The sequence below is a fragment of the Sphingomonas sp. JC676 genome (assembly GCF_014489075.1).
Taxonomy (GTDB): Bacteria; Pseudomonadota; Alphaproteobacteria; order Sphingomonadales; family Sphingomonadaceae; genus Sphingomonas.
The window spans coordinates 934,350-958,706 of the sequence record NZ_JACTGR010000001.1 but is presented as its reverse complement, the minus strand read 5'-3'; the positions used below and the strand labels follow the sequence as shown (position 1 = coordinate 958,706).

Annotated in this window: 22 protein-coding genes and 2 tRNA genes; 10 read left to right on the top strand and 14 right to left on the bottom strand. The window is 65.2% G+C overall.

Going from position 1 to position 24,357, the window contains the following annotated elements; translation table 11 throughout:
* Window positions 1–244: 244 nt before the first annotated feature.
* Window positions 245–321, bottom strand: a tRNA-Arg gene (locus IAG41_RS04485).
* 84 nt (window positions 322–405) lie between these two features.
* Between IAG41_RS04485 and IAG41_RS04480 the strand changes: the two genes are divergently transcribed.
* Window positions 406–894 carry a hypothetical protein gene (locus IAG41_RS04480; protein WP_187727345.1) on the top strand — a complete coding sequence of 163 codons (489 nt, stop codon included), beginning with the start codon at window positions 406–408 and terminating at the stop codon, window positions 892–894.
* Here IAG41_RS04480 and IAG41_RS04475 read toward each other — a convergent pair.
* The 11 genes from IAG41_RS04475 to IAG41_RS04425 form a co-directional block, all read right to left on the bottom strand.
* Complete coding sequence (locus IAG41_RS04475) at window positions 891–3,131, bottom strand: fused MFS/spermidine synthase (protein WP_262408440.1); 2,241 nt, start codon at window positions 3,129–3,131, stop codon at window positions 891–893. The two genes, IAG41_RS04480 and IAG41_RS04475, sit on opposite strands and share 4 nt — an antisense overlap.
* Before the next feature lie 50 nt (window positions 3,132–3,181).
* Entirely contained in the window at window positions 3,182–3,712 is a 531-nt protein-coding gene (locus tag IAG41_RS04470) for a GNAT family N-acetyltransferase (RefSeq protein ID WP_187727344.1), read from the bottom strand.
* On the bottom strand, window positions 3,709–4,248 hold the full coding sequence (locus IAG41_RS04465) for a GNAT family N-acetyltransferase (protein WP_187727343.1): 540 nt from the start codon (window positions 4,246–4,248) through the stop codon (window positions 3,709–3,711). Before IAG41_RS04465 ends, IAG41_RS04470 begins: the two co-directional genes overlap by 4 nt.
* On the bottom strand, window positions 4,245–4,781 hold the full coding sequence (locus IAG41_RS04460; RefSeq protein WP_187727342.1) for a GNAT family N-acetyltransferase: 537 nt from the start codon (window positions 4,779–4,781) through the stop codon (window positions 4,245–4,247). The genes IAG41_RS04465 and IAG41_RS04460 overlap by 4 nt, the downstream gene beginning before the upstream one ends.
* Window positions 4,778–5,764, bottom strand: coding sequence for a porphobilinogen synthase (gene hemB, locus IAG41_RS04455; RefSeq protein WP_187727341.1), 987 nt, complete (start codon window positions 5,762–5,764; stop codon window positions 4,778–4,780). Before hemB ends, IAG41_RS04460 begins: the two co-directional genes overlap by 4 nt.
* 19 nt (window positions 5,765–5,783) lie before the next feature.
* A complete protein-coding gene (locus tag IAG41_RS04450) occupies window positions 5,784–7,232 on the bottom strand; it encodes an MATE family efflux transporter (RefSeq protein WP_187727340.1) in 1,449 nt (482 codons plus the stop codon).
* Window positions 7,233–7,365: 133 nt separating this feature from the next.
* Window positions 7,366–10,035 carry a valine--tRNA ligase gene (locus IAG41_RS04445; RefSeq protein WP_187727339.1) on the bottom strand — a complete coding sequence of 890 codons (2,670 nt, stop codon included), beginning with the start codon at window positions 10,033–10,035 and terminating at the stop codon, window positions 7,366–7,368.
* A 146-nt stretch (window positions 10,036–10,181) separates the two neighbouring features.
* On the bottom strand, window positions 10,182–12,215 hold the full coding sequence (locus IAG41_RS04440; RefSeq protein ID WP_187727338.1) for an alpha/beta hydrolase family protein: 2,034 nt from the start codon (window positions 12,213–12,215) through the stop codon (window positions 10,182–10,184).
* Window positions 12,216–12,276: 61 nt separating this feature from the next.
* Window positions 12,277–12,792, bottom strand: coding sequence for a DUF2497 domain-containing protein (locus tag IAG41_RS04435; RefSeq protein WP_187727337.1), 516 nt, complete (start codon window positions 12,790–12,792; stop codon window positions 12,277–12,279).
* Window positions 12,793–12,830: 38 nt separating this feature from the next.
* The gene (locus IAG41_RS04430; protein WP_187727336.1) at window positions 12,831–14,417 is read right to left on the bottom strand and encodes a TolC family outer membrane protein; all 1,587 of its coding nucleotides are present in this window, start codon (window positions 14,415–14,417) and stop codon (window positions 12,831–12,833) included.
* A 14-nt stretch (window positions 14,418–14,431) separates the two neighbouring features.
* Window positions 14,432–15,112 (bottom strand): protein-L-isoaspartate O-methyltransferase family protein, encoded by a 681-nt coding sequence (locus IAG41_RS04425; protein ID WP_410468060.1) that lies wholly within the window; start codon window positions 15,110–15,112, stop codon window positions 14,432–14,434.
* Between the two features lie 167 nt (window positions 15,113–15,279).
* Between IAG41_RS04425 and IAG41_RS04420 the strand changes: the two genes are divergently transcribed.
* Window positions 15,280–15,353 (top strand) — tRNA-Cys (locus IAG41_RS04420).
* A 17-nt stretch (window positions 15,354–15,370) separates the two neighbouring features.
* Here IAG41_RS04420 and IAG41_RS04415 read toward each other — a convergent pair.
* Together IAG41_RS04415 and IAG41_RS04410 are read right to left on the bottom strand one after the other, a co-directional pair.
* Complete coding sequence (locus IAG41_RS04415; RefSeq protein WP_187727335.1) at window positions 15,371–17,287, bottom strand: C1 family peptidase; 1,917 nt, start codon at window positions 17,285–17,287, stop codon at window positions 15,371–15,373.
* Window positions 17,288–17,495: 208 nt separating this feature from the next.
* Complete coding sequence (locus tag IAG41_RS04410; protein ID WP_187727334.1) at window positions 17,496–17,888, bottom strand: glycine zipper 2TM domain-containing protein; 393 nt, start codon at window positions 17,886–17,888, stop codon at window positions 17,496–17,498.
* A 217-nt stretch (window positions 17,889–18,105) separates the two neighbouring features.
* Between IAG41_RS04410 and IAG41_RS04405 the strand changes: the two genes are divergently transcribed.
* The 8 genes from IAG41_RS04405 to IAG41_RS04370 all read left to right on the top strand — a co-directional run bounded on the left by IAG41_RS04405 (window position 18,106) and on the right by IAG41_RS04370 (window position 24,320).
* Window positions 18,106–18,333 carry a hypothetical protein gene (locus IAG41_RS04405; RefSeq protein ID WP_187727932.1) on the top strand — a complete coding sequence of 76 codons (228 nt, stop codon included), beginning with the start codon at window positions 18,106–18,108 and terminating at the stop codon, window positions 18,331–18,333.
* Window positions 18,334–18,393: 60 nt separating this feature from the next.
* Window positions 18,394–18,672, top strand: a complete 279-nt coding sequence (locus IAG41_RS04400) for a hypothetical protein (RefSeq protein ID WP_187727333.1) — start codon at window positions 18,394–18,396, stop codon at window positions 18,670–18,672.
* 33 nt (window positions 18,673–18,705) lie between these two features.
* Window positions 18,706–20,136 carry a cysteine--tRNA ligase gene (gene cysS / locus IAG41_RS04395; RefSeq protein ID WP_187727332.1) on the top strand — a complete coding sequence of 477 codons (1,431 nt, stop codon included), beginning with the start codon at window positions 18,706–18,708 and terminating at the stop codon, window positions 20,134–20,136.
* Between the two features lie 83 nt (window positions 20,137–20,219).
* Window positions 20,220–20,669, top strand: a complete 450-nt coding sequence (locus tag IAG41_RS04390; RefSeq protein WP_187727331.1) for a TM2 domain-containing protein — start codon at window positions 20,220–20,222, stop codon at window positions 20,667–20,669.
* Window positions 20,666–21,601: a D-2-hydroxyacid dehydrogenase gene (locus IAG41_RS04385; RefSeq protein ID WP_187727330.1), complete on the top strand. Its 936-nt coding sequence runs from the start codon at window positions 20,666–20,668 to the stop codon at window positions 21,599–21,601. The genes IAG41_RS04390 and IAG41_RS04385 overlap by 4 nt, the downstream gene beginning before the upstream one ends.
* 62 nt (window positions 21,602–21,663) lie before the next feature.
* Window positions 21,664–21,999 carry a metalloregulator ArsR/SmtB family transcription factor gene (locus IAG41_RS04380; protein WP_316251076.1) on the top strand — a complete coding sequence of 112 codons (336 nt, stop codon included), beginning with the start codon at window positions 21,664–21,666 and terminating at the stop codon, window positions 21,997–21,999.
* Window positions 21,992–22,453 (top strand): SRPBCC family protein, encoded by a 462-nt coding sequence (locus tag IAG41_RS04375; protein WP_187727329.1) that lies wholly within the window; start codon window positions 21,992–21,994, stop codon window positions 22,451–22,453. Before IAG41_RS04380 ends, IAG41_RS04375 begins: the two co-directional genes overlap by 8 nt.
* A gap of 493 nt (window positions 22,454–22,946) precedes the next feature.
* Entirely contained in the window at window positions 22,947–24,320 is a 1,374-nt protein-coding gene (locus IAG41_RS04370; RefSeq protein WP_187727867.1) for a class II 3-deoxy-7-phosphoheptulonate synthase, read from the top strand.
* Window positions 24,321–24,357 lie beyond the last annotated feature (37 nt).

Sequence of the window (24,357 nt, the reverse complement as noted above, 5' to 3'; positions counted from 1 at the left end):
CCAGACTGAGCGACTGGCCGAGATCAAACGATCGAGGCGAGTTCCCACCATTTCAGGTGTGCGCATGTCATGGTGCTCTCCTTATTTTGACGCGAACCATTTCGCGAACAAAAGAAGAACATTTGAAATCCTACATTGCAAGGGATGTCTTCGGGGACTGGCTTGCGCAGCAGACGTCGAAACGTCTTCGGAGCCGAAAACATAAAAACCCCGCCAAGCCGTTGGGCCTAGCGGGGTTTTTTATTGGCGCGCCCGGAACGATTCGAACGTCCGACCCTCAGATTCGTAGTCTGATGCTCTATCCAGCTGAGCTACGGGCGCGCAATGGAGGTGGGCTCATAGAAGCGCTTGGCGGGGAGCGCAAGCCCGTTGCACCACCTTTTCCACAAGCATAGAGCAGCCGGCATGCGCAGCCTCTTTTTCGTGCCCGTGATTATCCTTGCGGGCTGCACCCAAGCCACGACCCGCTATCCCTCGCTCCTGCCCCGTCCGGTGGAGCAGACGGGGTTTACCGAGCCCGTGCGGCCGATCCCCGTGGCGACGCCCGACGCGGCGCTGGACGCGCGAATCGCAGAGATCATCACGACCCTCGACGCCGCCAATACCCGCTTCACGGCTGCTGCCCGCGATGCCGAGGCGAAGATCGCCGTCGCGCGCGGCGTGCCTGAAGGTTCAGAGCGCTGGCTCGACGCCCAGGCGGCGCTGAGCGTGCTTGACGGCTTCCGGGCGCCGCTGGCCAACGCCATCGCCGATCTCGAGGAACTCGCGATCGAACGCGGCAAGGCCGGGCAGCCGCCCTATCCCGCCGTCGATTCGGCGATCACCGCCGCCGAGGCGATGCAGGCGGCGCAAGAAGACCGTGCCAAGGGCCTGGAAGCCGCGCTCGCAGGCTAGTCGCGCTCCAGCGACGGGTGGAAGGCACGCATCACTGCCAGCACCGAGGCATAATCGTCGGTCCAACCGGTAAAGCCGGGATAGTCCGCCAGCGGCTCCCAGCCGCCGCCCCGGGCCACGAGGCGATCCAGCGTGCCCTTGTCGCGGCTGAGGGCGATCCAGTCGGAAATGCTGCCCTCGTCCTGCTCTTCGAGTGCTGACGGATGATAGACCAACCGCGCGGCATGCCAGCCGCCACCGCGCGCCGCCGCCGAGACGACCGGCCCAAGCGCGAGGAATCGGTTCGAGATATGGACCAGCAGCAAGCCGTTTGGCGCGAGCACCCGGCCATAAGTCCCGAAGGCCTGTGCGGTCATCAAATGCATCGGCACCGCGTCCGACGAGAAGGCGTCGAGCGCCAGCAGGTCGAAGCTCGCGGGTTGCATTTCGGCGAGCCGCAGCCGCGCATCGCCCACCGCGATCTCGGCCTGGGGCGCGCATTGCCGCAGGAAGGTGAATCGGCCCGAATCGCGCGAGATGTTGACCACCGCCGGATCGATCTCGAAGAAGCGCCAGGCCTGGCCCGGCTGTGCGTAGCAGGCGAGCGTCCCCGTCCCCAGGCCGACCACGCCGATCCGCGCCGCGGCTCCGTAGAATAAGGGCGCCGCCTGCATCGCGCGGCCCACGCCCGACCCGGCGACATAATAAGTGGTCGGCAGCCGCGAACGTGCGCCCTTGAGCTGGATGCCGTGGAGCGTCGTGCCGTGCGCCAGCCGGCGCTCGCTAGGGCTGTCGGTGACGGTATAGACGCCGAAATAGCTGCGCGTCCGATCGCCGGCGAGCGTCAGCTGTATCGAATTATATCCGCCGAACAGGAACAGCGCCCCGACCAGCGCAATCATATACGGCACGCGCTTGCCTGTTGCGATCAGGCCGACCGCGACGACGAACAAGAACAGGATCTGGACGTGCATCTCGCCCAGCGCGTCGCCCGGGTTGACCAGGCCGATCAGCACCAGCAGTGCGACGATCAGCGCCGTCGCCAATATCTTGATCCGCAGCACCTGGCCCGTACCGCTCCATAGCCGCGCCAGAGACGGGAACAGGAACGCCTGGGGGACCAGCGCCCCTGCCGCGAGGATCAGCAACGGATATTCATAGGTCCAGTCGAATAGGATCGGCGCGAGCAGCGCGGAGAACACGCCGCCGAGCACGCCGCCGACCGACATCGCCAGATAGAAGCCGGTCAGCCGGTCCGGCGCGGGCCGGAGCTGATACATGCGGGCATGCAGTGCCACCGCGACCATAAACAGCAGCAGCAGTCCGATCAGCGCGTTCATGTACGCGAGTTTCTGATGCCCAGCGATCAGCGTCGCGCCGAACAACAGGATCGTCACCGGCGCGAACTTGGCCAGCAGATCGGGCAGCGTGCGACTGTCGCGGAAAGCGACCGAGAAACTCAGCAGATAGAGGCCGAGCGGCAGCACCCACAGCATCGGCACCGCGACGATATCGGTGGTAAGGAAGGTCGTCGTCGCCAGCATCAGGCCTGAAGGGACGAAGGCGAGGGTCACCCAAAGCGCGACCCTGCGCCAGCCCGGCGCCGGGCTTTCGTGGCGGACATGGGGCGTACCCGCAACCTTGCGCGGCAGCATCGTCGCGCAGCCGGCGACGAGCAGCACGACGAGCACATAGCCGCCGGTCCAGAGCAGGCTCTGGCCCTTCAGCGCCAGCCAGGGCTCGACGATCAGCGGATAGGCAATGAGGCCGCCGAAGCTGCCAATGTTAGAGGCGGCATAGAGGGCATAGGGATCGCGCCCGCCGGTCGCGACGCTGTACCAACGCTGAAGCAGCGGCGCCTGGGCCGAAATCGCGAAGAACAAGGGGCCGATCGAGGCGCCGAACAGCCACGGCACCCAGATCGCGGGCTCGGCATTGGCGGGGAGTTCCATCTGCGTCAGCCCGATCGGCAGCCAGATCGCAGCGACAAGCAGCACACCGATATGGATCGCCGCCTGCATCCGGGGCGGGACACGCCCGAGCCAATGCGCATAGGCATAGCCGCCCAGCAGCAGCGCCTGATAGACGAGCATCGCCGAGTTCCACACCGCAGGCGCGCCGCCGAGCTTGGGCAATGCCATTCGCGCGACCATCGGTTGGACGAGGAACAGCAGGAACGATCCGGAAAGGATCGCAACGACGAACAGCCAGTGGCGCCCGCCTGACGGCGGCGCTTCGGCTGTCATCTCGTCCGCCATGTGCAATTCCTCCCCAGGGGCCGGCTTAGCCCGGCTTGCTTGCCGCAGGCTTAACCTCGCGGACGCGCGATACGATAAGTGATGTGTGGCCGCAGCGATTCGATCGCTTTGGGGTGGTCGAAATCGTCCTCGGGCGCGCGGACCATGCCCAGCCGCTCCATCAGCCCCCAGCTTCGCACATTGTTCGTGGTGGTGATCGCCGCGATCGCAGGCGCGTCGGTGCTCGCCCAGCCCCAGTCGAGGCTCGCCTGTGCCGCCTCGCGGGCATAGCCCCTGCCCCATTGGTCATGGGCGAGGCGCCAGCCGATCTCGATCTCGCTTTCGATCGGCGTGTCCTCGGCGCCGGGCTTGAGGCCGCAAAATCCGATGAACGCGCCGTCCTCGCGTCGTTCGACCGCCCAGAAGCAATAGCCATGGCTGTCGAGAAAGCCGTTCTGCCGGTCGATCGCCGCGTCGGTTTCCGCACGGGTCTGGAGCGGCCCCAGGAACTTCATCACGCGTGGATCGGTGCACATGGCGTGAAAGGCCTGGCGGTCGCTGTCCTTCCAGCGGCGCAAGATCAGGCGTTCGGTCTCGATCATTGCGGGCGCTCCAGTAGATACACAACCATCGCGCCGGTCATATCGTCAGCGGCATAACGCGGATGGTGAAAATCGAGATCGTCGCGGCGTTCCATGCCCAAGCGCCGCATCAGGCCCCAGGACGCCTTGTTGCGGGCCGTGGTCCAGGCGCCGATGGCGTCTGCGGCGAGATTGGCCCAGCCCCATGCGATGCTCGCCTCCGCGGCTTCGCGCGCGAAACCCTGTCCCCAATAGCGTTCGCCGACCCGCCATCCGATCTCCGGCATCCCCTCGACGGGCGCGCCGGGATAGTCGTCGGCGAGTCGGATGCCGCAGCTTCCGATAAGCGTGCCCTCCCCGCGTAGTTCGGCGGCCCAATAACAATGGCCATGGCGCGCCTGGTCGCGCAGGCGTCGCTCGAGCATCGCGTCGATCTCCGTTTCCGATCGCACGCCGCCCAAGTGCGCCGTCATGGCGGGTGTATTGACCAGGTCACCCAAAGCGCGTCGGTCGTCAGCAGTCCAGGGCCGCAGGAGCAAGCGTTCGGTCTCAATCATGCGGGTCTGTCGATCGTATAGACGATCATTGCGCCGAACGGGTCGCCCACGGGATATTCGGGGTGGTGGAAGTCGAGATCCGCGCGGCGGCGCATCCCCAATCGCTCCATCAGGCCCCAGGATCGCGCGTTGCTCGCGGTCGTCCACGCGGCGATGCGCGGGCGATCGGTGTTGGCCCAGCCCCAGGCCAGGCTGGCCTCGGCTGCTTCGCGGGCGATGCCCTGCCCCCAGTGCCTCTCACCGATCCGCCAGCCGATCTCGAGCTCCTCGGGCACCGGGGTATCGGGATGGCCGCCGATCCGCACCCCGCACACGCCGGCGAGCGCGCCGCCGTTCAGCTTCTCGACCGCCCACATGCAATGGCCGAAACGCTGCTGCTGGGCGATCTGCTTGTCGATGATCGCGTCATGCTTCGCGCGCGACACCGGGCCGCCGAAATGCTCCATCATGCGCGGCGTATTGGCGAGCGCGTGGAACGGCGGCTTGTCCGCCTCGCGCCACGGCCGCAGGATCAGGCGTTCGGTCCGGATCACGCGCCCATCAGGCGTGCGGCATGGGGCGCGTGATAGGTGAGCACGCCCGAGCAGCCTGCGCGCTTGAACGCCATCAGCGTCTCCATCACCAGCGCATCGCGATCTCCCGCCCCGGCAGCGGCGGCGGCCTCGATCATCGCATATTCGCCAGACACCTGGTACGCGAATACCGGAACTTCGAAAGCGTTCTTCACACGAAGTATGATATCGAGATAGGGCAGGCCCGGCTTGACCATCACGCTGTCCGCGCCCTCGGCGAGATCGAGCGCGACCTCGCGCAGCGCTTCCTCGGCATTGGCCGGGTCCATCTGGTAGGTCTTCTTGTCGCCCTTCAGCAGTCCGCGCGAGCCGACCGCGTCGCGGAACGGGCCGTAAAAGCCCGAGGCATATTTGGCGGCATAGGCCATGATCTGGACGTTGACGTGCCCATCGGCCTCGAGCGCGGAGCGGATCAGCCCGACGCGGCCGTCCATCATGTCGCTCGGTGCGACGATGTCGGCGCCGGCCTGCGCCTGGACCAGTGCCTGCTGGGTGAGGATCTCCGCGGTGGTGTCGTTGAGCACGTAGCCGGCACCATCGACCAGCCCGTCATGGCCATGGCTGGTATAGGGATCGAGTGCGACGTCGGTCAGCACGCCGATATCGGGAACCGCGTCCTTGATCGCGCGGATCGCGCGGCACATCAGATTGTCTGGGTTGAGCGCCTCGCGTCCATCGTCGGTGCGCAGTTCGCGCGGTGTGTTGGGGAAGAGCGCGAGGCAAGGAATGCCCAGGTCGCGGGCTTCGCGCGCCCGCTCGACGATCTGCCCCAGCGACCAGCGCGAGACGCCGGGCAGCGACGCGATCGGTTCCTCGACCTCGCTTTCGGTAACGAACAACGGCCAGATCAGGTCGGCGGGCGTGAGCACATTCTCGGCGAACATCCGCCGACTCCAGGCGGCTGCACGGGTGCGGCGGAGGCGAAGCGCGGGATACTGACTCATGGCAAAAGCTACTGCGCCATCAGCCGCTGGGCTGCAAGCGCCCCGCGGGCTCGCCGTCGGCATGGGCCTGCTCCTCGGCATCCTCGGGCTCGGGCGGCACCACCAATACTTCGCTCCGCCAGCGGCCGTAGCGATAATAGAGCGCCGCGAGGGTAAGCGAACCGGCCGAACCGATCGGGAACGCCAGCCACAGCGCATCGCTGCCGAACCATGGCTGGGCGAACACCGCGAAGCCGAAGCGGATGGGGAAGAGCGTGATTGCCAGGATCACCAGCGGCGGCACAGTCGCGCCGTTGGCACGGACGGTGGAAAACAGCACCATCGTCGCGCCGAACATCACGAAGGTCCAGCTCGAGATCAGCTGGATGTGGCGCGCGATCGGGATCGCCGGGCTTTCGCCGCCAACAAACAGCGCCATCACCGGGCGATCGAACAGGATGATCGCCGCGATCACCACCAGCGTGATCACGGTGTTGTAGATCAGTCCCGAGCGGGTGATCGCTCCCACCCGGTCCCAGCGGCCCGCACCGATATTCTGGGCCGCCATGCTCGACACGGCGACGCCGATCGCCATCGCGGGCATCTGGATATAGGTCCAGAGCTGCTGGGAGACGGCATAGGCCGCGGCGGTATCCACCCCAAGCCGATTGACCAGGCCGATCATGGTGAGGCCAGCAGTCGACATCACCAGCATCTGCGCGCCCATCGGCAGACCCTTGGCGACGATGGTGCGGATCAGCGCCTTTTCGGGGATCAGGTAGCGCAGTTCATGGCCGCGCAGCCGGATCGGCAGGTCGCGCCAATAAACATAGACCAGCAGTCCGGCCGAGGAGGCGATGCCGGCGATCAGCGTCGCCGTGGCCGAGCCCGCGATGCCCATGCGCGGGAACGGCCCGATCCCCTCGATCAGCAGGGGGTTGAGGCCAGCATCGATCGTGACGCTCAGCACCATGAACCAGAGCGGGGTGATCGAATCGCCGGTGCCGCGGAGGCTCATCTGGATCAGCACGCCGAGCATCGAGAAAGGCAGGCCGAGGAAGATCACGCGCAGATAGTCGCGCGCCATATTCTGCGCCTCGCCGGGCGTGGCGAGCAGGCGGAGGATCTGCGGTGCGAACAGCCAGCCGAGGATCGCGATCAGCACCGCGCCCGCCATGACCAGGCCGATCGCCGAGCCGAACGCGCGCCGTGCCGCCTCGATGTCGCGCCGGCCCATCGACTGGCCGATCAGGATCGTCGCCGCCATGCCGAAGCCGAACACGGCGGAGAACATCAGGAACATGATGATGTTGGCGTTCGCGGTCGCCGCCAGCGCCTGCTCGCCGAGAAAGCGGCCGACCCAGATCGAGTTGATCGAGCCGTTGAGCGATTGGAGGATGTTCGAACCGAGCGTCGGCAGCGCGAACAGAAGGAGGGTCTGGCCGATCGGACCCTGGGTCAGGTCGCGGCGCTGGGGAGGAGTTGCCATTGTCGTATCTCCCCGCTTGCTTCGTTTCTGCCCTACCCTCGCTCGTCATCCCGGCGAAAGCCGGGATCCAGAGCCAAGCAGGACATCGCTTGTGACCCTGGGCCCCGGCTTTCGCCGGGGTGACGGATTTGGCTTATCCCAACCGCGCGAGCGCCGCTGACAGCCGCTCGGCCTCGGCGGCCTTTTCGGCATGATCGGCGCGTGCCTTCTCGACCGCCTCGGGCTTCGCCCGCTCGACAAAGCTCGGATTGTTGAGGCGGCCGGCGAGACCGTCCCGCTCCTTCTCCGCCGCGCCGATCGCCTTGGTGAGGCGCGCGCGCTCGGCTTCGAGATCGATGATGCCTTCAAGGGGCAACGCAAAAGTGACGCCGTCAACGACCAACTGGGCAGCAGCTCCGGCGAGGCCTTGGTTAGTCAGCCGAATTTCCTGAACCCGCGCGAGACGTTGAAGTACTGCCGCGTTTCGTTGCAGGCGCACCCCCACTTCGGGTCCAGCATCAGCCCAAGCGACCAAGTCTACCTTCGCTCCGGGTGGCACGTTGAGTTCGGTCCGTGCCGTCCGGATCTCGCTCACCAGCCGGATCAGCCAGTCGATCTCCTGCGCCGCCGCCGGATCGAGCGCGCGCGCGTCGGCCATCGGCCATTTCGCGACGATCAGCTCATGATCGCGCGAGCCCATCTTCGACCACAATTCTTCGGTGATGAAGGGCATGAAGGGGTGGAGCATCACCAGGATCTGATCGAGCACCCAGCCCGCCACCGCACGGGTCTCGTCGGCGCCGAGGCCGGTCGCGGGCACGCCGCCCTCGCCCTGGAGCACGGGCTTGATCAGCTCGAGATACCAGTCGCAGAAGCGACTCCAGACGAACTGGTAGATCGTGTTCGCCGCCTCGTCGAAGCGCAGATCGGCCAGTGCGAGGTCGAGCGCCTGGACGGTCGCCACCGTCTCGGCGACGATCCAGCGATTGACCACGAGATCGGCCTTGGGCGGCTCGATCGTGGTGCTGGCGCCGATGCCGTTCGACTGGGCGAAGCGTGCCGCGTTCCAGAGCTTGGTCGCGAAGTTGCGATAGCCCTCGATTCGGCGCTCATCCATCTTGATGTCGCGGCCCTGGCTTTCCATCGCCGCCATGAAGAAGCGCAGCGCGTCGGCGCCGTAGCTGTCGATCAACCCAAGCGGATTGACGACATTGCCCTTGGACTTGGACATCTTCTGCCCGTCCGCGGCGCGGACAAGACCGTGGAGATACAGCGTCTTGAAAGGCACCTCTCCAAGAAAGTGCAAACCCTGCATCATCATCCGGGCATCCCAGAAGAACAGGATGTCGAAGCCCGAAATCAGCACGTCATTGGGATAGCGCCCGGCCGCCTTCACGTCCGCATCGGGCCAGCCCATCGTCGCGAACGGCCAGAGCGCTGAGGAGAACCAGGTGTCGAGGACGTCGGAGTCTTGCGTAAGGGCAACGCCCTCACCCGCTTCGGCTTGCGCCTCGGCCTCGCTCTCGGCGACGAAGATGCTGCCATCCTCGGCGAACCATGCCGGAATCCGGTGCCCCCACCACAACTGGCGCGACACGCACCAGGGCTGGATGTTCTCCATCCAGTTGAAATAGGTCTTTTCCCAGCTCTTCGGGACGATCTTGGTCGCGCCCGAGCGGACCGCCTCGATCGCCGGCTTGGCCAGCGTCGCGGCGTCGACATACCATTGATCGGTCAGCCAGGGCTCGATAACCACACCCGAACGGTCGCCATAGGGCGTCGCGATCACGCGATCTTCGACGCGGACCAGGGCGCCGTCTTCCTCCAGCATCGCGACGATACGCTGGCGCGCCTCGAACCGATCCATGCCGATCAGGTCGAGCGGGATCAGCCCGTCCGCGGTCTGTGTGATCGCCGCCTTGGCATCGAGCATGTTGAGCATCTCGCCGGCCTTGAAGCCTGCGCGCTTGCCCACCTCGAAATCGTTGAAGTCATGGCCCGGAGTGATCTTGACCGTGCCTGAGCCCAATTCGGGATCGGCATGCTCATCGGTGATGATCGGGATCAGGCGGCCGGTGATCGGAAGCTTGATCTGCTTGCCGACAAGCGCGGCGTAGCGTTCGTCGGTCGGGTGCACCGCGACCGCCATGTCGGCGAGCATCGTCTCGGGCCGCGTCGTAGCGACCTCGATGAAGCCCGAGCCGTCGGCGAGCGGGTAGCGCAGATGCCAGAACTTGCCGTTGACCTCGGTGGTCTCGACCTCAAGGTCGCTGATCGCGGTGCCCAGGCCCGGGTCCCAGTTCACCAGGCGCTTGTCCCGGTAGAGCAGTTTTTGGCGATAGAGCTCGACGAAGACCTTCAGGACCGCCTTCGAGAAGCCCGGATCCATCGTGAAGCGCTCATTGGCCCAGTCCATCGAGCAGCCGAGGCGGCGGAGCTGCTGGGTGATCTCGCCGCCGCTCTCTTCCTTCCACTCCCAGACCTTCGCGATGAATTCCTCGCGCGTGAAATCGGTGCGCTTCTGCTGCTTCGCGTTGAGCTGGCGCTCGACCACCATCTGGGTGGCAATACCGGCATGATCGGTGCCGACCACCCAACGCGCATCCTTGCCCTTCAGGCGTGCGTGGCGGACCAGGATGTCCTGCAGCGTGTTGTCGAGCGCATGGCCGATATGCAGGCTGCCGGTCACATTGGGCGGCGGGTTGACCAGGGTCCAGGGATCGGCGCCGGGGCGATCGGGCGCGAACAGACCCTTGGTCTCCCAATGGACATACCAGCGGGATTCGATTTCGGCGGGGTCGAAGGTCTTGGGAAGCTCGGACATGCGGCGGCTTTAGCGGCGGCGGCGCCGTTCGCACAACCCGAACAATCACGCGCCCCCTCACCGTCATCCCGGCGAAAGCCGGGATCCAGGAGTCACGAACGATACGGCAGAGAAACCCTGGGCCCCGGCTTTCGCCGGGGTGACGATCACTTAGTATACTTCCCCAGCCAGCCCAGCACCTCGCCATACCATTGCATCGAGTTCTTCGGCTTGAGCACCCAATGGTTTTCGTCCGGGAAGACGAGCAGCTTGGAGGGGATCTCGCGCCGCTGGAGCGCGGTGAAGGCGGCGATCCCCTGGGTATAGGGGATGCGGAAATCCTTCTCACTGGTGATGACGAGTTGCGGGGTCTTCCACGCGGTCACGTGATTGACCGGGTTCCATTTCTCGAACGCCGCGGGGTCCTCGTAATAGGGATGCCCGCCATGCTCCCATTCGTCGAACCAGAGCTCCTCGGTCTCGTAGGCCATGGCGCGGGCGTCGAAGACACCATCATGCTGGACGATGCACTTGAAGCGATCGGGCCACTGCCCTTCGATCCAGTTCATCATATAGCCGCCGTATGAGGCGCCGAGCGCGCAGGCATCGTCGGCGTCGAGCCAGGCGAACTTGTCGGTCGCGGCCTTCAGGCCTTTTTGCAGGTCCTCAAGCGGCCAGCCGCCCCAATTGTTGCGGATCGCATCGGTGAAAGCCTGGCCGTAGCCTGTGGAACCGTGGAAATCGACCGAGACCACCGCATAGCCGGCGCCCGCGAACACCGCCGGGTTCCAGCGATAGGACCAGCTATTGTTGCTCGATCCCTGTGGACCCCCATGGACGATGAAGGCGATCGGCGCCTTGCCGTCCTTCAGACTGGCGGGCTTCACCGCATAGCCCCAGACGGTGTCGTTATTGGCGCCGGTGAAGCTGAACCGCGTCACCGTCGGCAGGTCGATGCCAGCAAGCTTCTCGGCATTCACCTCAGTCAGCCGCATCGGCATCGCCTTGCCGACCAGCTTGTAGAAATCGTCGGGCGCGGTGAGGCTGTTCATCGAATAGATAACGCCGCGATTGCCGAGCGGCACGACCGCGCTGACCGCGCCCTCGCCGGTGAGGCGCACCGGGGTTCCGCCCTTCAGGTCGACGCTCCACAGCGGCACCTGCTGCGTGTCCTCGGCGGTCACGTAGATCTGCCGGCTGTCGGGCGACCAGGTGATCGAGCCCACCGAACGGTCCCACGCTTCGGTGAGGGCGCGCACTTCGCCGGTGGCGAGGTTGCGGAGCATCAACACCTGGCGATCGGCTTCGTAGGTCGGCCGCTTCATCGAGAAATAAGCAAGCCATTTCCCGTCCGGCGAAGCGGTGGGGAGATTGTCCATGCCGTCGCTGTCGGGCGTCAGGTTTGTCGGCGCCGCCGATCCGTCCGCGGGCGCCGAGAAGATGTCGAGATTGGTCGATAGCGGCTCGATCCGGCCGGCTTCACGCAATGCGAAGAAGATGGTCTTGCCGTCTGCGGACCAGCTCAGCTCCTCGCCGCCGCCATAGGGCTTGGAAGGCGTGTCGCCGACCAGACCGTGCTCGATCGGCACCGCGACCGCATTTGCCTGGCCCAGTGACACGACGAAGAGCTGCGAGCGATCGCCGTTCGCCCAGGTGTCCCAGTGGCGGATAAACATCTGGTCGAATACACGGCCCGATCCCGCGTTCGCGTCCTTCTTCTCCATGGCCGGCTCGATCGTCGGGGCACCGGGCTTGCGGTCGGCCCAGATCAGCGCCTTGGTGCCATCGGGCGAGAGCTTGAAGCCGCTGAATCCGCCCTTGGGCGTGAGCAGGACGCGCGGCGCACCGCCGGCGATGCCGACCGACTGGATGCTGTCGTCGCCACCCTTGTCCGACTGGAAGAACACGGTCTGGCTGTCGGTGCCGAAAGCCGGGCTGGTTTCGTTGACGTCGGCCTCGGCGACCAATTTCTCGGGCTTGGCGCCCGGCGTGCGCAGATCGAGCTTCCACAGGTCATAGCGACCTTTGTTGGCAGCAAGGTCGGTTTCGCGCTGCTGCCAGACGAGCCAATGGCCGTCCGGAGACACAGCGGGTGCCCCGACCCGGGAGAGCTGGGCGACGTCTGCGATGGTGAGGTCACGCGCCAGGACAGGCGCAGCGGAAAAGGCGAGCGCGACGCCCGCGAGCAGGATGTGCTTCATGCGCCGAAATAGAGCAGAAGGTCGCAAGCGTTACAATCGCCACGACATCGCTTTTGGAGCGTTATTGCCCGCCGGTGATCCGCGAAATCTCGCGGCTAACCATCGTCTCGACGATCTGCGGCAGATTGGCGTCGAGCCAGTCCCGCAACATCGGCTTGACGAGCTCGCGCACCAGCCCTTCGAGCGTGTCCGAGCCCGGCACTTCGGGCTTCACGACCATCCGCGACAGCGCCTCGAGCTGGCCTCGGCTCGCCTGGGCGGCACGATCGGACAGGATCGGATCGACGGACGGGGGCACTGCCGCCGGAGCAGCGGCCGCCTGCGCAACAGGAAGAGGGTCCTCAGGGGGCGTAACGACAGGCGACGCGGGTTTTTCGTCCGTCACGGGCTCGCTCAGCTCGAGAATCTCGTCCTCGTCCGAATCGTCGTCGTCGCCGATTTCAGGCTTGGGCGCGGGGGTGCCGCGCGGGCCACGGCGCGTACGCGTCGTGACAGCGGCGTCGCCTTCCTCGGCGATGATCCGTTTGATGGACGAGAGAATCTCCTCCATCGACGGCTCGCTGCTAATATCCCCCATCACCAGCACCTATTATGTTTGACGCCCCGTTCGCTCAATCACGGATTTGTACGTGTGGTGTCAACCTGCCGCTCGAGGATTGGATCCATGCCGCCCGGTCCCACCTCGGCGCCCTGTGCGGGCGTTCCGGTGGTCGGCGTGCCGACCGCGGTGGGTTCCTTGTCATCCGCCCAGTCGCTCCAGCGGTTGCGGACGCGCTTGTAATTCGCTTCCGGATCGTAGAGCGGCCCGTCACCCAGGTTCAGGTCCTCGGCCTCGGCGCGGCCCATCGCCGCGAGCAACGTGAAGCCGGCGACATAGGCGTCGCGCTCGGCCGTCACATACTGGACCTGCGAGTTGAGCAGTTCCTGCTCGGCGTTCAGGATGTCGAGAATCGTGCGCGTACCCACGCTATTTTCAGCACGAACACCCTCCAGGCTCAGCCGGTTGGCCTCGACCGCGACGCGCGAGGATTCGATCACGCGGAGCGACGACTGGTAGCTCGCATAAGCGGAACGGGCCTGGGCGATCACGCCGCGCTCGGTAAGAGTCACGCTCTCGATCGCGGCGGCCTGGCGCGCCTGGGCCTGGCGGACCTGCGCCGCGGGACGACCGCCCTGGAAGATCGGCACCGAGACCTGCGCACCGACCGTGGTCGCGAAACCGTCGCGTTGCAGCCCGGTCAGCGCCGCGGCCTGGCTCGATAGCGAGCCGAGATAATTATAATAGGTACCTCCAACGCCCAGGCTCACCTGCGGCAGGCGCCCGGCCTTGGCGACGTTGACATCGTAGCGGCTCGCATCCCGGGCGAGCTGCGCCGCCTCGAGGAACGGATTGTTCGCAAGCGCGGTCTGCTCGGCGGTCTGCACGTCAGACGGCAAGTTGGGTAGGTCCGGCGGCGGCGCGAGCACGCCCGGCGGCGTGCCGATGACACGGATATAGCTCTCGCGGCTGCCGATCAGCTGCGCCTCGGCGTTGCGAAGCTGGCTCTGCGCCAGCGCGAGGCGCGCCTCGGACTGGGCAACATCGGTGCGGGTCAGGTCGCCGACCTCGAACCGATCGCGGGTCGCCTGGAGGTTCACTTCTAGGACATGGACGTTCTGCTGGTTGAGTCGGACGACCGATTCATCGCGCTGCACGTTCACATAGGCAGTGACGACCTGGGTGAAGATATCCGATTCGGTGCCGCGCAGATTGGCACGGCCCGCGCTCACGCGCGTGTCGGCCGCACGCACCGAATTGCGCACCGCACCGCCGCTATAGATCGGCTGGGACAGGTTGATGCCCAAATCCATCCGGCGGCTGGGCGCAACGGTGCTCGAATCAGTGTCGTAGACGCTGTCGTTCACCGAGCCGGTCGAGGAAATGCCGGGCAATCCTTGTGAACGCGCGATCGGCACATTCTCGTCATTGGCGCGCTGATTGGCGCGTTCGCCGGCGAGATCGGGATTGGTCGCATAGGCCTGGACCATCGCGTCGCGCAGCGTCGTGGTCGGCACCGGAGCCGGAGCCGGGGTCGGCGCGGGCGTCGCGGTCTGCACCGTCAAGGTTCGGGTCGTGCCCTGGCGCGTGGTGGTGGTCTGCGCCGCCGCAGGTGTCGAAATCGCGATCAGGCTCACGCCCAGAAGCAGAGGGGAAAGTCGCATGAGCCTCATCTTTTTCAAAATTGGAATGTCTTGGGCCGGCTGAAGCCGGGAAGCTGTGCACACTCGATATCGGTAAAATCCATCAGGCCGAAGCCGCCCTCGGTACGCCGGCCTGAAGCGAGCCGGGTCACGCCGCGATCGACCACCCCGGTCAGCACCCGTCCGCCGGGCTTGACCTGGCCGATCAGCGCCTCCGGAACATGCTCCACCGCGCCGTCGATCAGCAGTACGTCATAGGGCGCGCCCTTGACCCACCCGTTGGCGAGCGGTCCCTGCACCAGCTCAACATTGGCAATGCCAGAGAGCCCACCGCGCGCGATCGCGACCAGCGAATCCTCTTCCTCCAGCGCCAACACCGATTTGGCGAGCAGCGCCAGCACTGCGGCGGAATAGCCGCCCGCCGCGCCGACGATCAGGACATGGTCGCTGGGCTGGATCTGCGCTTCAGTGATCAGCCGGCCCGTCGCGAGCGGCGAATTGTGCTGGCGACCGCCGACCAGCGGCAGCAGCGTGTCGCGATACGCGATGCCGCGATGCTCAGGCGGAAGAAATGCCTCACGCGGTACCTTCGCCATCGCTTCGACCACGCGAGCATCGCTCACGGCATTGGTCCGCAACTGGCTAACCACCATCGCATGGCGCATCGCTTCGAAACGCTGAGTCTCGACGGGCGCAGGATCGACCGAAAGGGCCATCATCACTCCGGGCTTGTTACACAACCGTGTTAGTTGCGCAATACACTTGTTAGGTACGCGGGGTTCTTATCGCGCTGCAGCGTCTCCGCCAAGTTAACCGAGTGCGATTTTGAAACTATGTTGACATGACCACACACCCCTGCGCATTTCGCGCGCCTCGCATCGGTGGCCCGATGGCGGAGTGGTGACGCAGAGGACTGCAAATCCTTGCACCCGGGTTCGATTCCCGGTCGGGCCTCCAGTTCCTGCGACGGAACGTCAATTTCCCAGCGCGGCGTCCAGACGCAGCCGGAAGGCGGCGCGTCCGGTCGGCGTGCTCGATGGAGCGGGCGGAGCGGCGATCTCGTTGCGGGTTCTTTCGCAGATTCGCGCGAGCGTCGATCGCAGGGTCTCGGAGTCGTTGTCGAAATCGCCATGATGGCGCGCGTCCGACAGCGGACTGGCGGGAGACTTGATCCAGCTGACACGATCGCCGTCCCAGAAATTCTCGATTCCGCTGGCGAAACGCTCGAGGCCGAGCAGGGGTTCGCCGACCGCACCCCAGGGAATGCGTGGCGTCGCCTCGAACGCCGCGCTCACCAGGCACAGCAGCGACTTGTTGTAGATATGGGCGCAATCGTCGGCACGTTCGGTGACGTCATCCAGTGTGTAGAGTCCGAATCGCGCGATCTTGCCGTTCTCCACCAGGCCACGATAATAATCATCGAACAGGTCCATCGTGCATGCGGGTGCGAGTAGCGAGGCGCTGTGGATCTGCACGCCGGCATCGGTGAGATAGCGCGCCAGCGGCGCCAGGAAGATCGAGCCGGCGCTGTGGCCGGCAAGGTGGATCTCGATCTTCTTGTCTTTGGCGAGATCGATGAGCAGGTCCGCGGCGAGTCGCGCGGCGCCCTTGGGCTGCTGCGTGGCGCCGAAGGCATTTTCCTTCATCTCGTCCCACATCGCCTTGCCGCCGATCACGCGTGCGACCGGTTCGAGCATGTCATCGATGCGATCGAGCAGGAAATCCTTGGCGCGATCGATCAAGCCCTCGTCGCGCCGCCGCGAAAACGCCTCCTTGAGGATGTTCGCGATGGTGCTCCACGCGTCCGATCGCCAGATGAAAGCGATCGGATAGACTTCGGCGTCGAGCGCGGACTGACGATAGTCGGCGACGGCCTGTACTGCGTTCGTCTCGGAGACGAGGCCGCCATGCGCGTAGAGGAGCACGCGCTTGGTGCCCCACTTTGCCATCCGCCCCATCATCTGGCGGGTCAATATGTCGCGCAGTCCCTCCTCGGTGAGACCATAGGCGCCCTTGAGATCCAGGATCCCGTCATTCCGGGCGGTAATGATGTGAGGTCTAAGCTGCGAGTAGACATAGGCCTGGTATGTCAGCGGCGTCGACGAACGAAGCGTCGCGGACCCCGACGGCTGTTTCAGGCTGATCGGAACGCCGAGCGAGGCGACCCACACATCCGATCCGTTCTCGAGCCAGTCATCATAGCCGATTCGGGCCAGGCCGCCCTTCCCCCAGTCTGTGCCCCAGCTATTCTGGATCCAGAATCCGACATCGTCATAGCCGACGATCGCAAAGGCGTGTCCGCCGATCTTCCGGTCCGAATAGACGATGTCGGACTTGCCGGGCGCCAGGCTCTGCCAGCCTTCGTGCACATCGGCGGTGGCGAGCAGCACGCCGACTTCGGTGATCGCGGCATGCATCGCCACCAGATCGCGATGATTGACGCGGTAATAGGCGCCGAGCGGGCGGCGGATGGCATCGGCAGCGCGCTCGTCGGGGACGGGCTCTCCGGTTAGGTCCTGCCAGAGCCGCATCGCGCAGATCCCGTGCTTATGCCAGCCCTTCATGACGCCGCGTGCGCTCGATCCGCTATAGTCCTCGCCCGGCCATTCGTCGTAACGCTTGGCCATGGCATAGAGCATCCACGCGCTTACCTCCTCCGCATCCGGATTCTTGCCCCGTGCGCGCAGTAAATAGTTGGCGATGGTGGCCAGTGCGAAGCCCGTGCAGGCACCTTCGCTGCCCTGATCGAGAACAGGAATGGCTTTCTTGCGGTATTTGGCAATATCGGAAGCGGGCGGCACCCGGATAAGCGAAGGCAGGTACATGGCGTCGCGGAAATCTACGGTATCAGGCAGAGCGTCCAATACCCTGCCGCCGACCTTCTGTGCCATTGTTCCCTCCCGGAGTCGCTCCTTGGAATTTGCACAATACACTGCCGATGTGCTCGGACCGGTCCACCTCTATTCACACCAATTTGGACGTCGGATAAGCTCGTCTTGCTCGACTCGCCCGGATTGTATCAGATTCTGGCAATTGGACACAAAGAAGAGGCGCCCGCGATCGCTCGCGGACGCCCCTGTTGCCTCCTCCTAGCTCGGATCAGCGGCGGCAGTTGCCGCCGTCGATCTCGCGGCCAGCCAGCGCGCCCGCACCCGCACCGATGATCGTACCGGTGGTGCTGCGGCCGCGATACGAGTTGCCGCGGCCGATTTCACCGCCGAGCAGGCCACCAGCGATCGCGCCAAGGATGGTGCCCGTGGTGCCGCTGCTGCAGCGCTCACCGCGATACTGGCGATAGTTGCGACGGTCGTTGCGATAATGGCGGCGGTCGCGACGGTCACCGCGATACTCGCGATAGCCACGATCCTGGCCGTAATCATAGCCACGGTCCTGATAACCGTAGCCGTAATTCTGGGCCGAAGCCGGGGCAGCGGCGCCGCCGCCGACAAGAACACTGGCGGCCATCGCCGCGGTGATAAGAAACTTCTTCATATCTACTCCTCGCGGTGGCGCTTGTGCCGCCGTCGAATCACTGGATAGGACTTGCGCTATGTTTCGACGCTGAACGCGACTGTTAGCCGCGGTTCATCGCGCGACCGGCTGTGGCTTCCGTGCAACTCATCCACAGAATACAACGCTTCGTCGGCGTTTCTGGCGGAACATAGTGGGATTCGTGGTAGTTTCGGCCCCGGTCACTGGGAGACGACGAATGTACGATTTCGGAATCCGCCAGGCGCATACCGGGTATCGCATCGCCTATCGCCAGCACGAGACGAATCATTGTCCGGGCTGTGGCAACTCGCATTGGATGATCGGACGGCTCACCGCGGAATGCGCCTTTTGCGGCACTGCGCTGCCGCTGATCGGCGGCAGTAGTTCGGGCACCGGTCTGTTCCGTCAGCGTGGGGGTTCCGCCCTTTCCCCATTGGCGGCCTGAAACGCCGGAACGCGCGTAACGGTCGGACGTTGGCCGGCTGACCCATTAGGAGCAGCCGCAATGACCGATATTTCCGTGACGTCGCCCGTGGAACGCATCGCGCGCGTCCTTGCCGCCGAGGCGCTGAGCATCAATGGCGACGGCGAGGACGCCAGCGCCGCGTCGGAAATCGACGCAGTCTGGTTCAGCCAGATCGACCGCGCGATTGCCGTTCTCAAGACACTGCGCGAGCCCACACCCGAGATGGTCCAGGCCGGCCATGAGGCGGCGGGGGATCCCGCCAAGACCTGGAACGCAATGGTCCGCGCGGCGCTGGAACAGGAAGCAACCGCTTCCTGAGACGGTTGCCCAATACGGCGCGCACGCTATGGCATGGCTATGACCGGCCTGACGCTATACAATTCGCTGACCCGCAGCCTCGAGCCCTTCGTCCCGCTCGATATCGACAAGGGCGTCCGCGTCTATTCGTGCGGACCCACGGTCTATAATTATGCCCATCTCGGCAACCTGCGCGCCTATGTCTTCACCGACACGCTGAGCCGCGTGTTGACCTGGAAGGGCTATCTTCTCACCCATGTCATCAACATCACCGATGTCGGCCATCTCACCTCGGATGCCGATGCCGGCGACGACAAGATGGAAGCCGCTGCGCGCGCGCAGGCGAAGAGCATCTGGGACATCGCCGCGCACTATACAGCCGCCTTCAAGCAGAACATTGCCGATCTCAACATCCGCCAGCCCAGCCGCTGGTCGGTCGCCACCGATCACATCGAAGAGATGATCGACTTCGCGAAGAAGATCGCGCCGGAACATTGCTACGAGCTCGATACCGGCCTCTATTTCGACAGCACCACCGTGCCCGATTACGGCAAGCTCGCCGGATCGCAGGACGATACACGCGAGGGCCGGATCGAGGCGGTGGAGGGCAAGCGCCATCCACAGGACTTCGCGATCTGGCGCAAGTCGCCGCCGGGCGAGCAGCGCCAGATGGAATGGGACAGTCCCTGGGGCATGGGCGCCCCCGGCTGGCATCTCGAATGCTCGGTGATGAGCCTCAAATATCTCGGCGCGCCGTTCGACATCCATACCGGCGGCATCGATCATCGCGAGATCCACCATCCCAACGAGATCGCCCAGAACCAGGCCTATTGCGGCTGCGCGGACACGGGCGCGCATTTCTGGTTGCACAACAACTTCCTGGTCGATCGCCAGGGCAAGATGTCGAAGTCCAAGGGCGGCTTCACCATGCTCCAGTCGCTGATCGACGCGGGCGTGCATCCCCTCGCCTATCGCCTGCTCTGCCTACAGGCGCAGTATCGCAGCGAGCTTGAGTTCAGCGCCGAGAACCTCGCCGCTGCGCTGACGAGGCTCAAACGGCTCGTGATGACCGTGACGGCGCTCAAGGCCCGTGCCGAAGGGGAAGGCACCGCGGCGGAGTCCTGGATCAAGCGGCTCGACGAGGCCGTGTCGGACGACCTCAACACGCCCAAGGCGCTACCGGTGCTCGACGAGTTGCTTGCCGAAAAGCGCCTTTCGCCGGCCGATCGCCTTGCCGCGCTGGCGGAGTTCGATGCGGTACTGGGCCTCGACCTGCTGAAGCTCAGCCGCGAAGACCTGCGCGTCCGCCCCGCCGATGCCACGTTGACGCCCGAGGAGATCGAAGACCGTCTCGTCGAGCGCAAGCAGGCGCGCGTGGTGAAGGATTTCGCCCGCTCCGACGCGATCCGCGACGAACTTGCGGCCGCCGGCATCGAAGTGATGGACGGCGATCCGCTCGGCTGGGATTGGAAGCCTCAGCTCTAGTATCCGGCGGATCCCGACGCAGGATCACCCTTGCGCCCCTGCCCCCGACTTCGCCAAAAGCACATCCAACAAGGGAGGCGCGAATGCGGGGACAGGTACTGGGCGTCGATCGTACCAGCGGTGAAGGGCAGATCTCGGGCGAGGATGGCCTGCGTTACGCATTCTCACGCCAGGATTGGAGCGGCGAAAAGGGCCCAGCAATTGGCGTGCGAGTCGATTTCGAGACGAATGGCGCACGGGCGCTTCGTATATTCCGCTTGCCCGAGGCCGAGCCTTTGCCCGCCGGCGGCCGAGCCTTGGCCGCGAACGATCGCAACAAATATGTCGCGGCCCTCCTCGCCTTCTTCTTCGGCGTGTTGGGCATCCACAGATTCTATCTGGGCCGGAACGGCACCGCGGTCGTGATGCTGGTTATTTCGGCGACGATCGTCGGATTGCTGGTCACCAGCGTCTGGGCGTTCGTCGACATGATCCGCTACCTCATCATGTCCGATGCCGAGTTCGCGCATCGTTATGCGCGCTATTATCCATGAAAGCCGTTCTCCCCGCGCTAGCCCGTCCGCTAGTCGAGCCGCACATCCCTGCCGGGCTCAACGTCCAATGGTTCACCACCCGCGAAGAGGCGATCGCAATGATCGGCGACGCCGATATCGGCTGGGTCGACATCAACAAGCCCGCCGACTGGGCCGCCGCAGTGGCGGCGGGCACGAAACTCAAATGGCTGTCCACTATCTACGCGGGCCTGGACGCGCTGGACACGCATGCACTTCGCGAACGCGGCACCCGCGTCACCAACGGCAGCGGGGTCAACGCACATACCGTCGCCGAATATGCCGTGATGGGCTGCCTCGTCGCCGCCAAGCGCTATGACGAGGTCGTACGCGCCGCCGATCGCCACGAATGGCCGCTCGAGGCGCCGGGCAAGCTGGAGCTGTTCGAAACCTCGGCGCTGGTCATCGGCTATGGCACGATCGGCAAGCTGATCGGCGAGCGGCTGGCGGGCTTCGGCGTCACGGTTACCGGCGTCACCCGCTCCGGCGCAGAGAGCACGATCGGCCCCGACGATTGGCGTCCGCGCCTTGGCGAGTTCGACTGGATCGTCCTCGCCGCTCCCGCGACCGAGCAAAGCCGCACGATGATTGGCGAGGCGGAGTTGCGCAGGATGAAACCCTCGGCCTGGATCGTCAATGTCGGCCGTGGCGAGCTGATCGACCAGGCCGCGCTGATCGAGGCGGTCACCAAGCGCCGCATCGCCGGCGCGTTTCTCGACACCGTCACGCCGGAGCCGCTTCCCGCGGATCACCCGCTGCGCACCACGCCCAACATCCTCCTGTCGATGCATCTCTCGGGCCGCAGCCAGACCCGCATGTTCCTGCGCGCCACTGCCCTGTTCGTCGAGAATCTCAAGGCCTTCCTGGAAGGCCGCCCGCTTCGTAACGAAGTCGATCTCGCCGCGGGCTATTGATAGTTTGGCAATGGACTAAGTTTTTTGCTTGCAGGTCGGGCGGCGCAGAGTTAGTTAGGATTGTGCCTAACCAATCTCCCACCGACGCCATGTTCTCCGCGCTCGCCGATCCCACCCGTCGCGCGGTGGTCGAGCGGCTCGGCGCCGGACCCGCGACCGTCACCGAACTCGCCGGTGGCTTCACCATGGCGCTGCCGAGTTTCCTCCAGCATGTGCGGCTGCTCGAAGCCTCGGGCCTGATCCATACCGAGAAGCAGGGCCGCGTGCGCACCTGCACGCTCGAGCCGCTGGCCCTTGCCGCGGTCGAGCGCTGGATCGTCGAGCGCCGCCGCGAGGCCGAGCGCCGCTACGACCGCCTCGCCGCCTATCTGAACCAGCAGGAGACTCCCGATGCCTGACACGCCTGCCGTCCACGACAAGTTCGTCATCGAACGCCGCTTTCCCCAGGCCCCGACCCGCGTGTTCGCCGCCTTCTCCACCGAGGAGGGCAAGGCGCGCTGGTTTTCCGGCCCCAACGAGCAATGGGACGCGATCGACCGGCATTTCGATTTCAGCGTTGGCGGCACCGAGCATCTGGAGGGCCGCTGGAAGAGCGGTACCGTCTCGCGGTTCGACTGCAGCTACCACGACATCGCCCAGGATTCGCGCATCGTCTATGCCTATCGAATGAAGATAGACGGCAAGCCGATCTCGGTCAGCCTAGCCTCGATCGAGTTGTTCCCCGACGGCACAGGCACCCGCCTGATCCACACCGAGCACGGGATCTATCTCGACGGCTATGAGGACAAAGGTTCGCGCCTGCACGGCACCGGCGCGCTTTACGACAAGCTCAGCGAAACCCTGCCAGCCTGAATGATTTGGTCCAGGGTCGTCGTCCCCCGACAGCGACCCTGGACCATGGCGGCGGCAAGACCGCCCGCCTCAAGCGCCGACCGCCTCCGGCGGCGCTCCGGCGCAAACTTCTCCCTTGCCCCAGATCGGCGCCGGGCGCCTTAACGTAGAGAAAGATCGTCCCGTTCAACCATGTCTTCGAATTTACCCAACAAGAGGAATTTTATCACCCGAAACTCGCAAATCGGGCAGATAATCCTTGCGCGGCGTTACCCCATCGGAATAAACGCGCCTCATGACGACTCTGGCCGGTACCAAGATCCGCCGCTTCCGAGAGGAGCGCTCCCTCACCCGCGCGGCATTTGGCGCCTGGTATGATACACCCGGATCGACGGTTCAGGGCTGGGAGAAGGACGGCAAGCGCGCCAATGCCAAGGTGATGAACCAGATCGCCGCCAACGGCATCGCCGATCATGCCGACTGGAACGTCACCGTGCGCGATACGGAGCAGGATATGGGCGCGAACTGGACCCCCGACAGCTGGACGATGGCCGAGGCGCGCCAGCTCCCGACCTATCCGGACAAGGCCGCGCTCCACGCCGCCACCACCACGCTCAGCAACTATCCGCCCTTGGTCTTCGCCGGGGAAGCGCGCGAGCTCACCTCCGAGCTCGCCAAGGTGTCGCGCGGCGAGGCGTTCCTGCTCCAGGGCGGCGACTGCGCCGAGAGCTTCGCCGAGTTCCACCCGAACAACATCCGCGACACGTTCCGCGTGCTGCTCCAGATGGCGGTGGTGCTCACCTTCGCCTCGAAGCTGCCGACGGTGAAGCTCGGCCGCATGGCCGGCCAGTTCGCCAAGCCGCGCTCGGCCGATACCGAGACGATCAACGGCGTCGAGCTGCCCAGCTATCGCGGCGACAATGTCAACGACATCGCCTTCACCCCTGAAGGCCGCACCCCCGATCCCCAGCGGATGGTCCAGGGCTATTCGCAGTCTGCCGCGACGCTCAATCTGCTGCGCGCCTTCGCGCAGGGCGGCTATGCGAACCTGCACCAGGTCCATCGCTGGACGCACGACTTCATGGGCCGCAGCCCTTGGGCAAAGCGCTATGCCGATGTCGCCAATCGCATCGGCGAGGCACTCGACTTTATGGCGGCGTGCGGCATTGATGCCGACAGCGTGCCGCAGCTCAAGGCGACGCAATTCTACACCAGCCACGAAGCATTGCTGCTTCCCTATGAGCAGGCGCTGACCCGCCAGGACAGCCTGACCGGCGACTGGTACGACACCAGCGCGCACATGCTCTGGATCGGTGATCGCACGCGCTTCGAGGGTTCGGCGCATGTCGAGTTCCTGCGCGGCATCGGCAATCCCATCGGCATGAAGTGCGGCCCGAGCCTCGAGCCCGACGCACTGCTGCGCCTGCTCGACACGCTCAACCCGTCGCGCACCGCGGGCCGCATCACGCTGATCACGCGCTATGGCCATGACAAGATCGAGAAGGGCCTGCCCGCTCTTGTCCGCGCCGTGAAGCGCGAGGGGCATCCGGTGGTGTGGAGCTGCGATCCGATGCACGGCAATGTCATCAAGGCAGCCAACGGCTACAAGACGCGCCCGTTCGAGCGCATCCTGGCCGAAGTCCGCGGCTTCTTCGCGGTTCACCGTGCGGAGGGTACCTTCGCCGGGGGCATCCATGCCGAGATGACCGGGCAGAACGTCACCGAATGCACCGGTGGCGCGGTCGACGTCACCGAGCAATCGCTGGCGGACCGCTACCACACCCATTGCGATCCGCGGCTCAACGCGGGTCAGAGCCTCGAGCTGGCGTTCCTGCTGGCGGAGATGCTCAACGCGGAGATGGCCGAAAGGCGACGCGCGGCGGCTTGATCCGGTCGGTGGCCATATGGGTCACGGCCTCGCGGGA

Coding starts and splice junctions, on each gene's coding strand:
- IAG41_RS04480 (WP_187727345.1), top strand. CDS start 406: ATGCGCAGCCTCTTTTTCGTGCCCGTGATTATCCTTGCGGGCTGCACC.
- IAG41_RS04475 (WP_262408440.1), bottom strand. CDS start 3,131: ATGGCGGACGAGATGACAGCCGAAGCGCCGCCGTCAGGCGGGCGCCAC.
- IAG41_RS04470 (WP_187727344.1), bottom strand. CDS start 3,712: ATGATCGAGACCGAACGCCTGATCTTGCGCCGCTGGAAGGACAGCGAC.
- IAG41_RS04465 (WP_187727343.1), bottom strand. CDS start 4,248: ATGATTGAGACCGAACGCTTGCTCCTGCGGCCCTGGACTGCTGACGAC.
- hemB (WP_187727341.1), bottom strand. CDS start 5,764: ATGAGTCAGTATCCCGCGCTTCGCCTCCGCCGCACCCGTGCAGCCGCC.
- IAG41_RS04450 (WP_187727340.1), bottom strand. CDS start 7,232: ATGGCAACTCCTCCCCAGCGCCGCGACCTGACCCAGGGTCCGATCGGC.
- IAG41_RS04445 (WP_187727339.1), bottom strand. CDS start 10,035: ATGTCCGAGCTTCCCAAGACCTTCGACCCCGCCGAAATCGAATCCCGC.
- IAG41_RS04440 (WP_187727338.1), bottom strand. CDS start 12,215: ATGAAGCACATCCTGCTCGCGGGCGTCGCGCTCGCCTTTTCCGCTGCG.
- IAG41_RS04435 (WP_187727337.1), bottom strand. CDS start 12,792: ATGGGGGATATTAGCAGCGAGCCGTCGATGGAGGAGATTCTCTCGTCC.
- IAG41_RS04430 (WP_187727336.1), bottom strand. CDS start 14,417: ATGCGACTTTCCCCTCTGCTTCTGGGCGTGAGCCTGATCGCGATTTCG.
- IAG41_RS04425 (WP_410468060.1), bottom strand. CDS start 15,112: ATGGCCCTTTCGGTCGATCCTGCGCCCGTCGAGACTCAGCGTTTCGAA.
- IAG41_RS04415 (WP_187727335.1), bottom strand. CDS start 17,287: ATGGCACAGAAGGTCGGCGGCAGGGTATTGGACGCTCTGCCTGATACC.
- IAG41_RS04410 (WP_187727334.1), bottom strand. CDS start 17,888: ATGAAGAAGTTTCTTATCACCGCGGCGATGGCCGCCAGTGTTCTTGTC.
- IAG41_RS04405 (WP_187727932.1), top strand. CDS start 18,106: ATGTACGATTTCGGAATCCGCCAGGCGCATACCGGGTATCGCATCGCC.
- IAG41_RS04400 (WP_187727333.1), top strand. CDS start 18,394: ATGACCGATATTTCCGTGACGTCGCCCGTGGAACGCATCGCGCGCGTC.
- cysS (WP_187727332.1), top strand. CDS start 18,706: ATGGCTATGACCGGCCTGACGCTATACAATTCGCTGACCCGCAGCCTC.
- IAG41_RS04390 (WP_187727331.1), top strand. CDS start 20,220: ATGCGGGGACAGGTACTGGGCGTCGATCGTACCAGCGGTGAAGGGCAG.
- IAG41_RS04385 (WP_187727330.1), top strand. CDS start 20,666: ATGAAAGCCGTTCTCCCCGCGCTAGCCCGTCCGCTAGTCGAGCCGCAC.
- IAG41_RS04375 (WP_187727329.1), top strand. CDS start 21,992: ATGCCTGACACGCCTGCCGTCCACGACAAGTTCGTCATCGAACGCCGC.
- IAG41_RS04370 (WP_187727867.1), top strand. CDS start 22,947: ATGGGCGCGAACTGGACCCCCGACAGCTGGACGATGGCCGAGGCGCGC.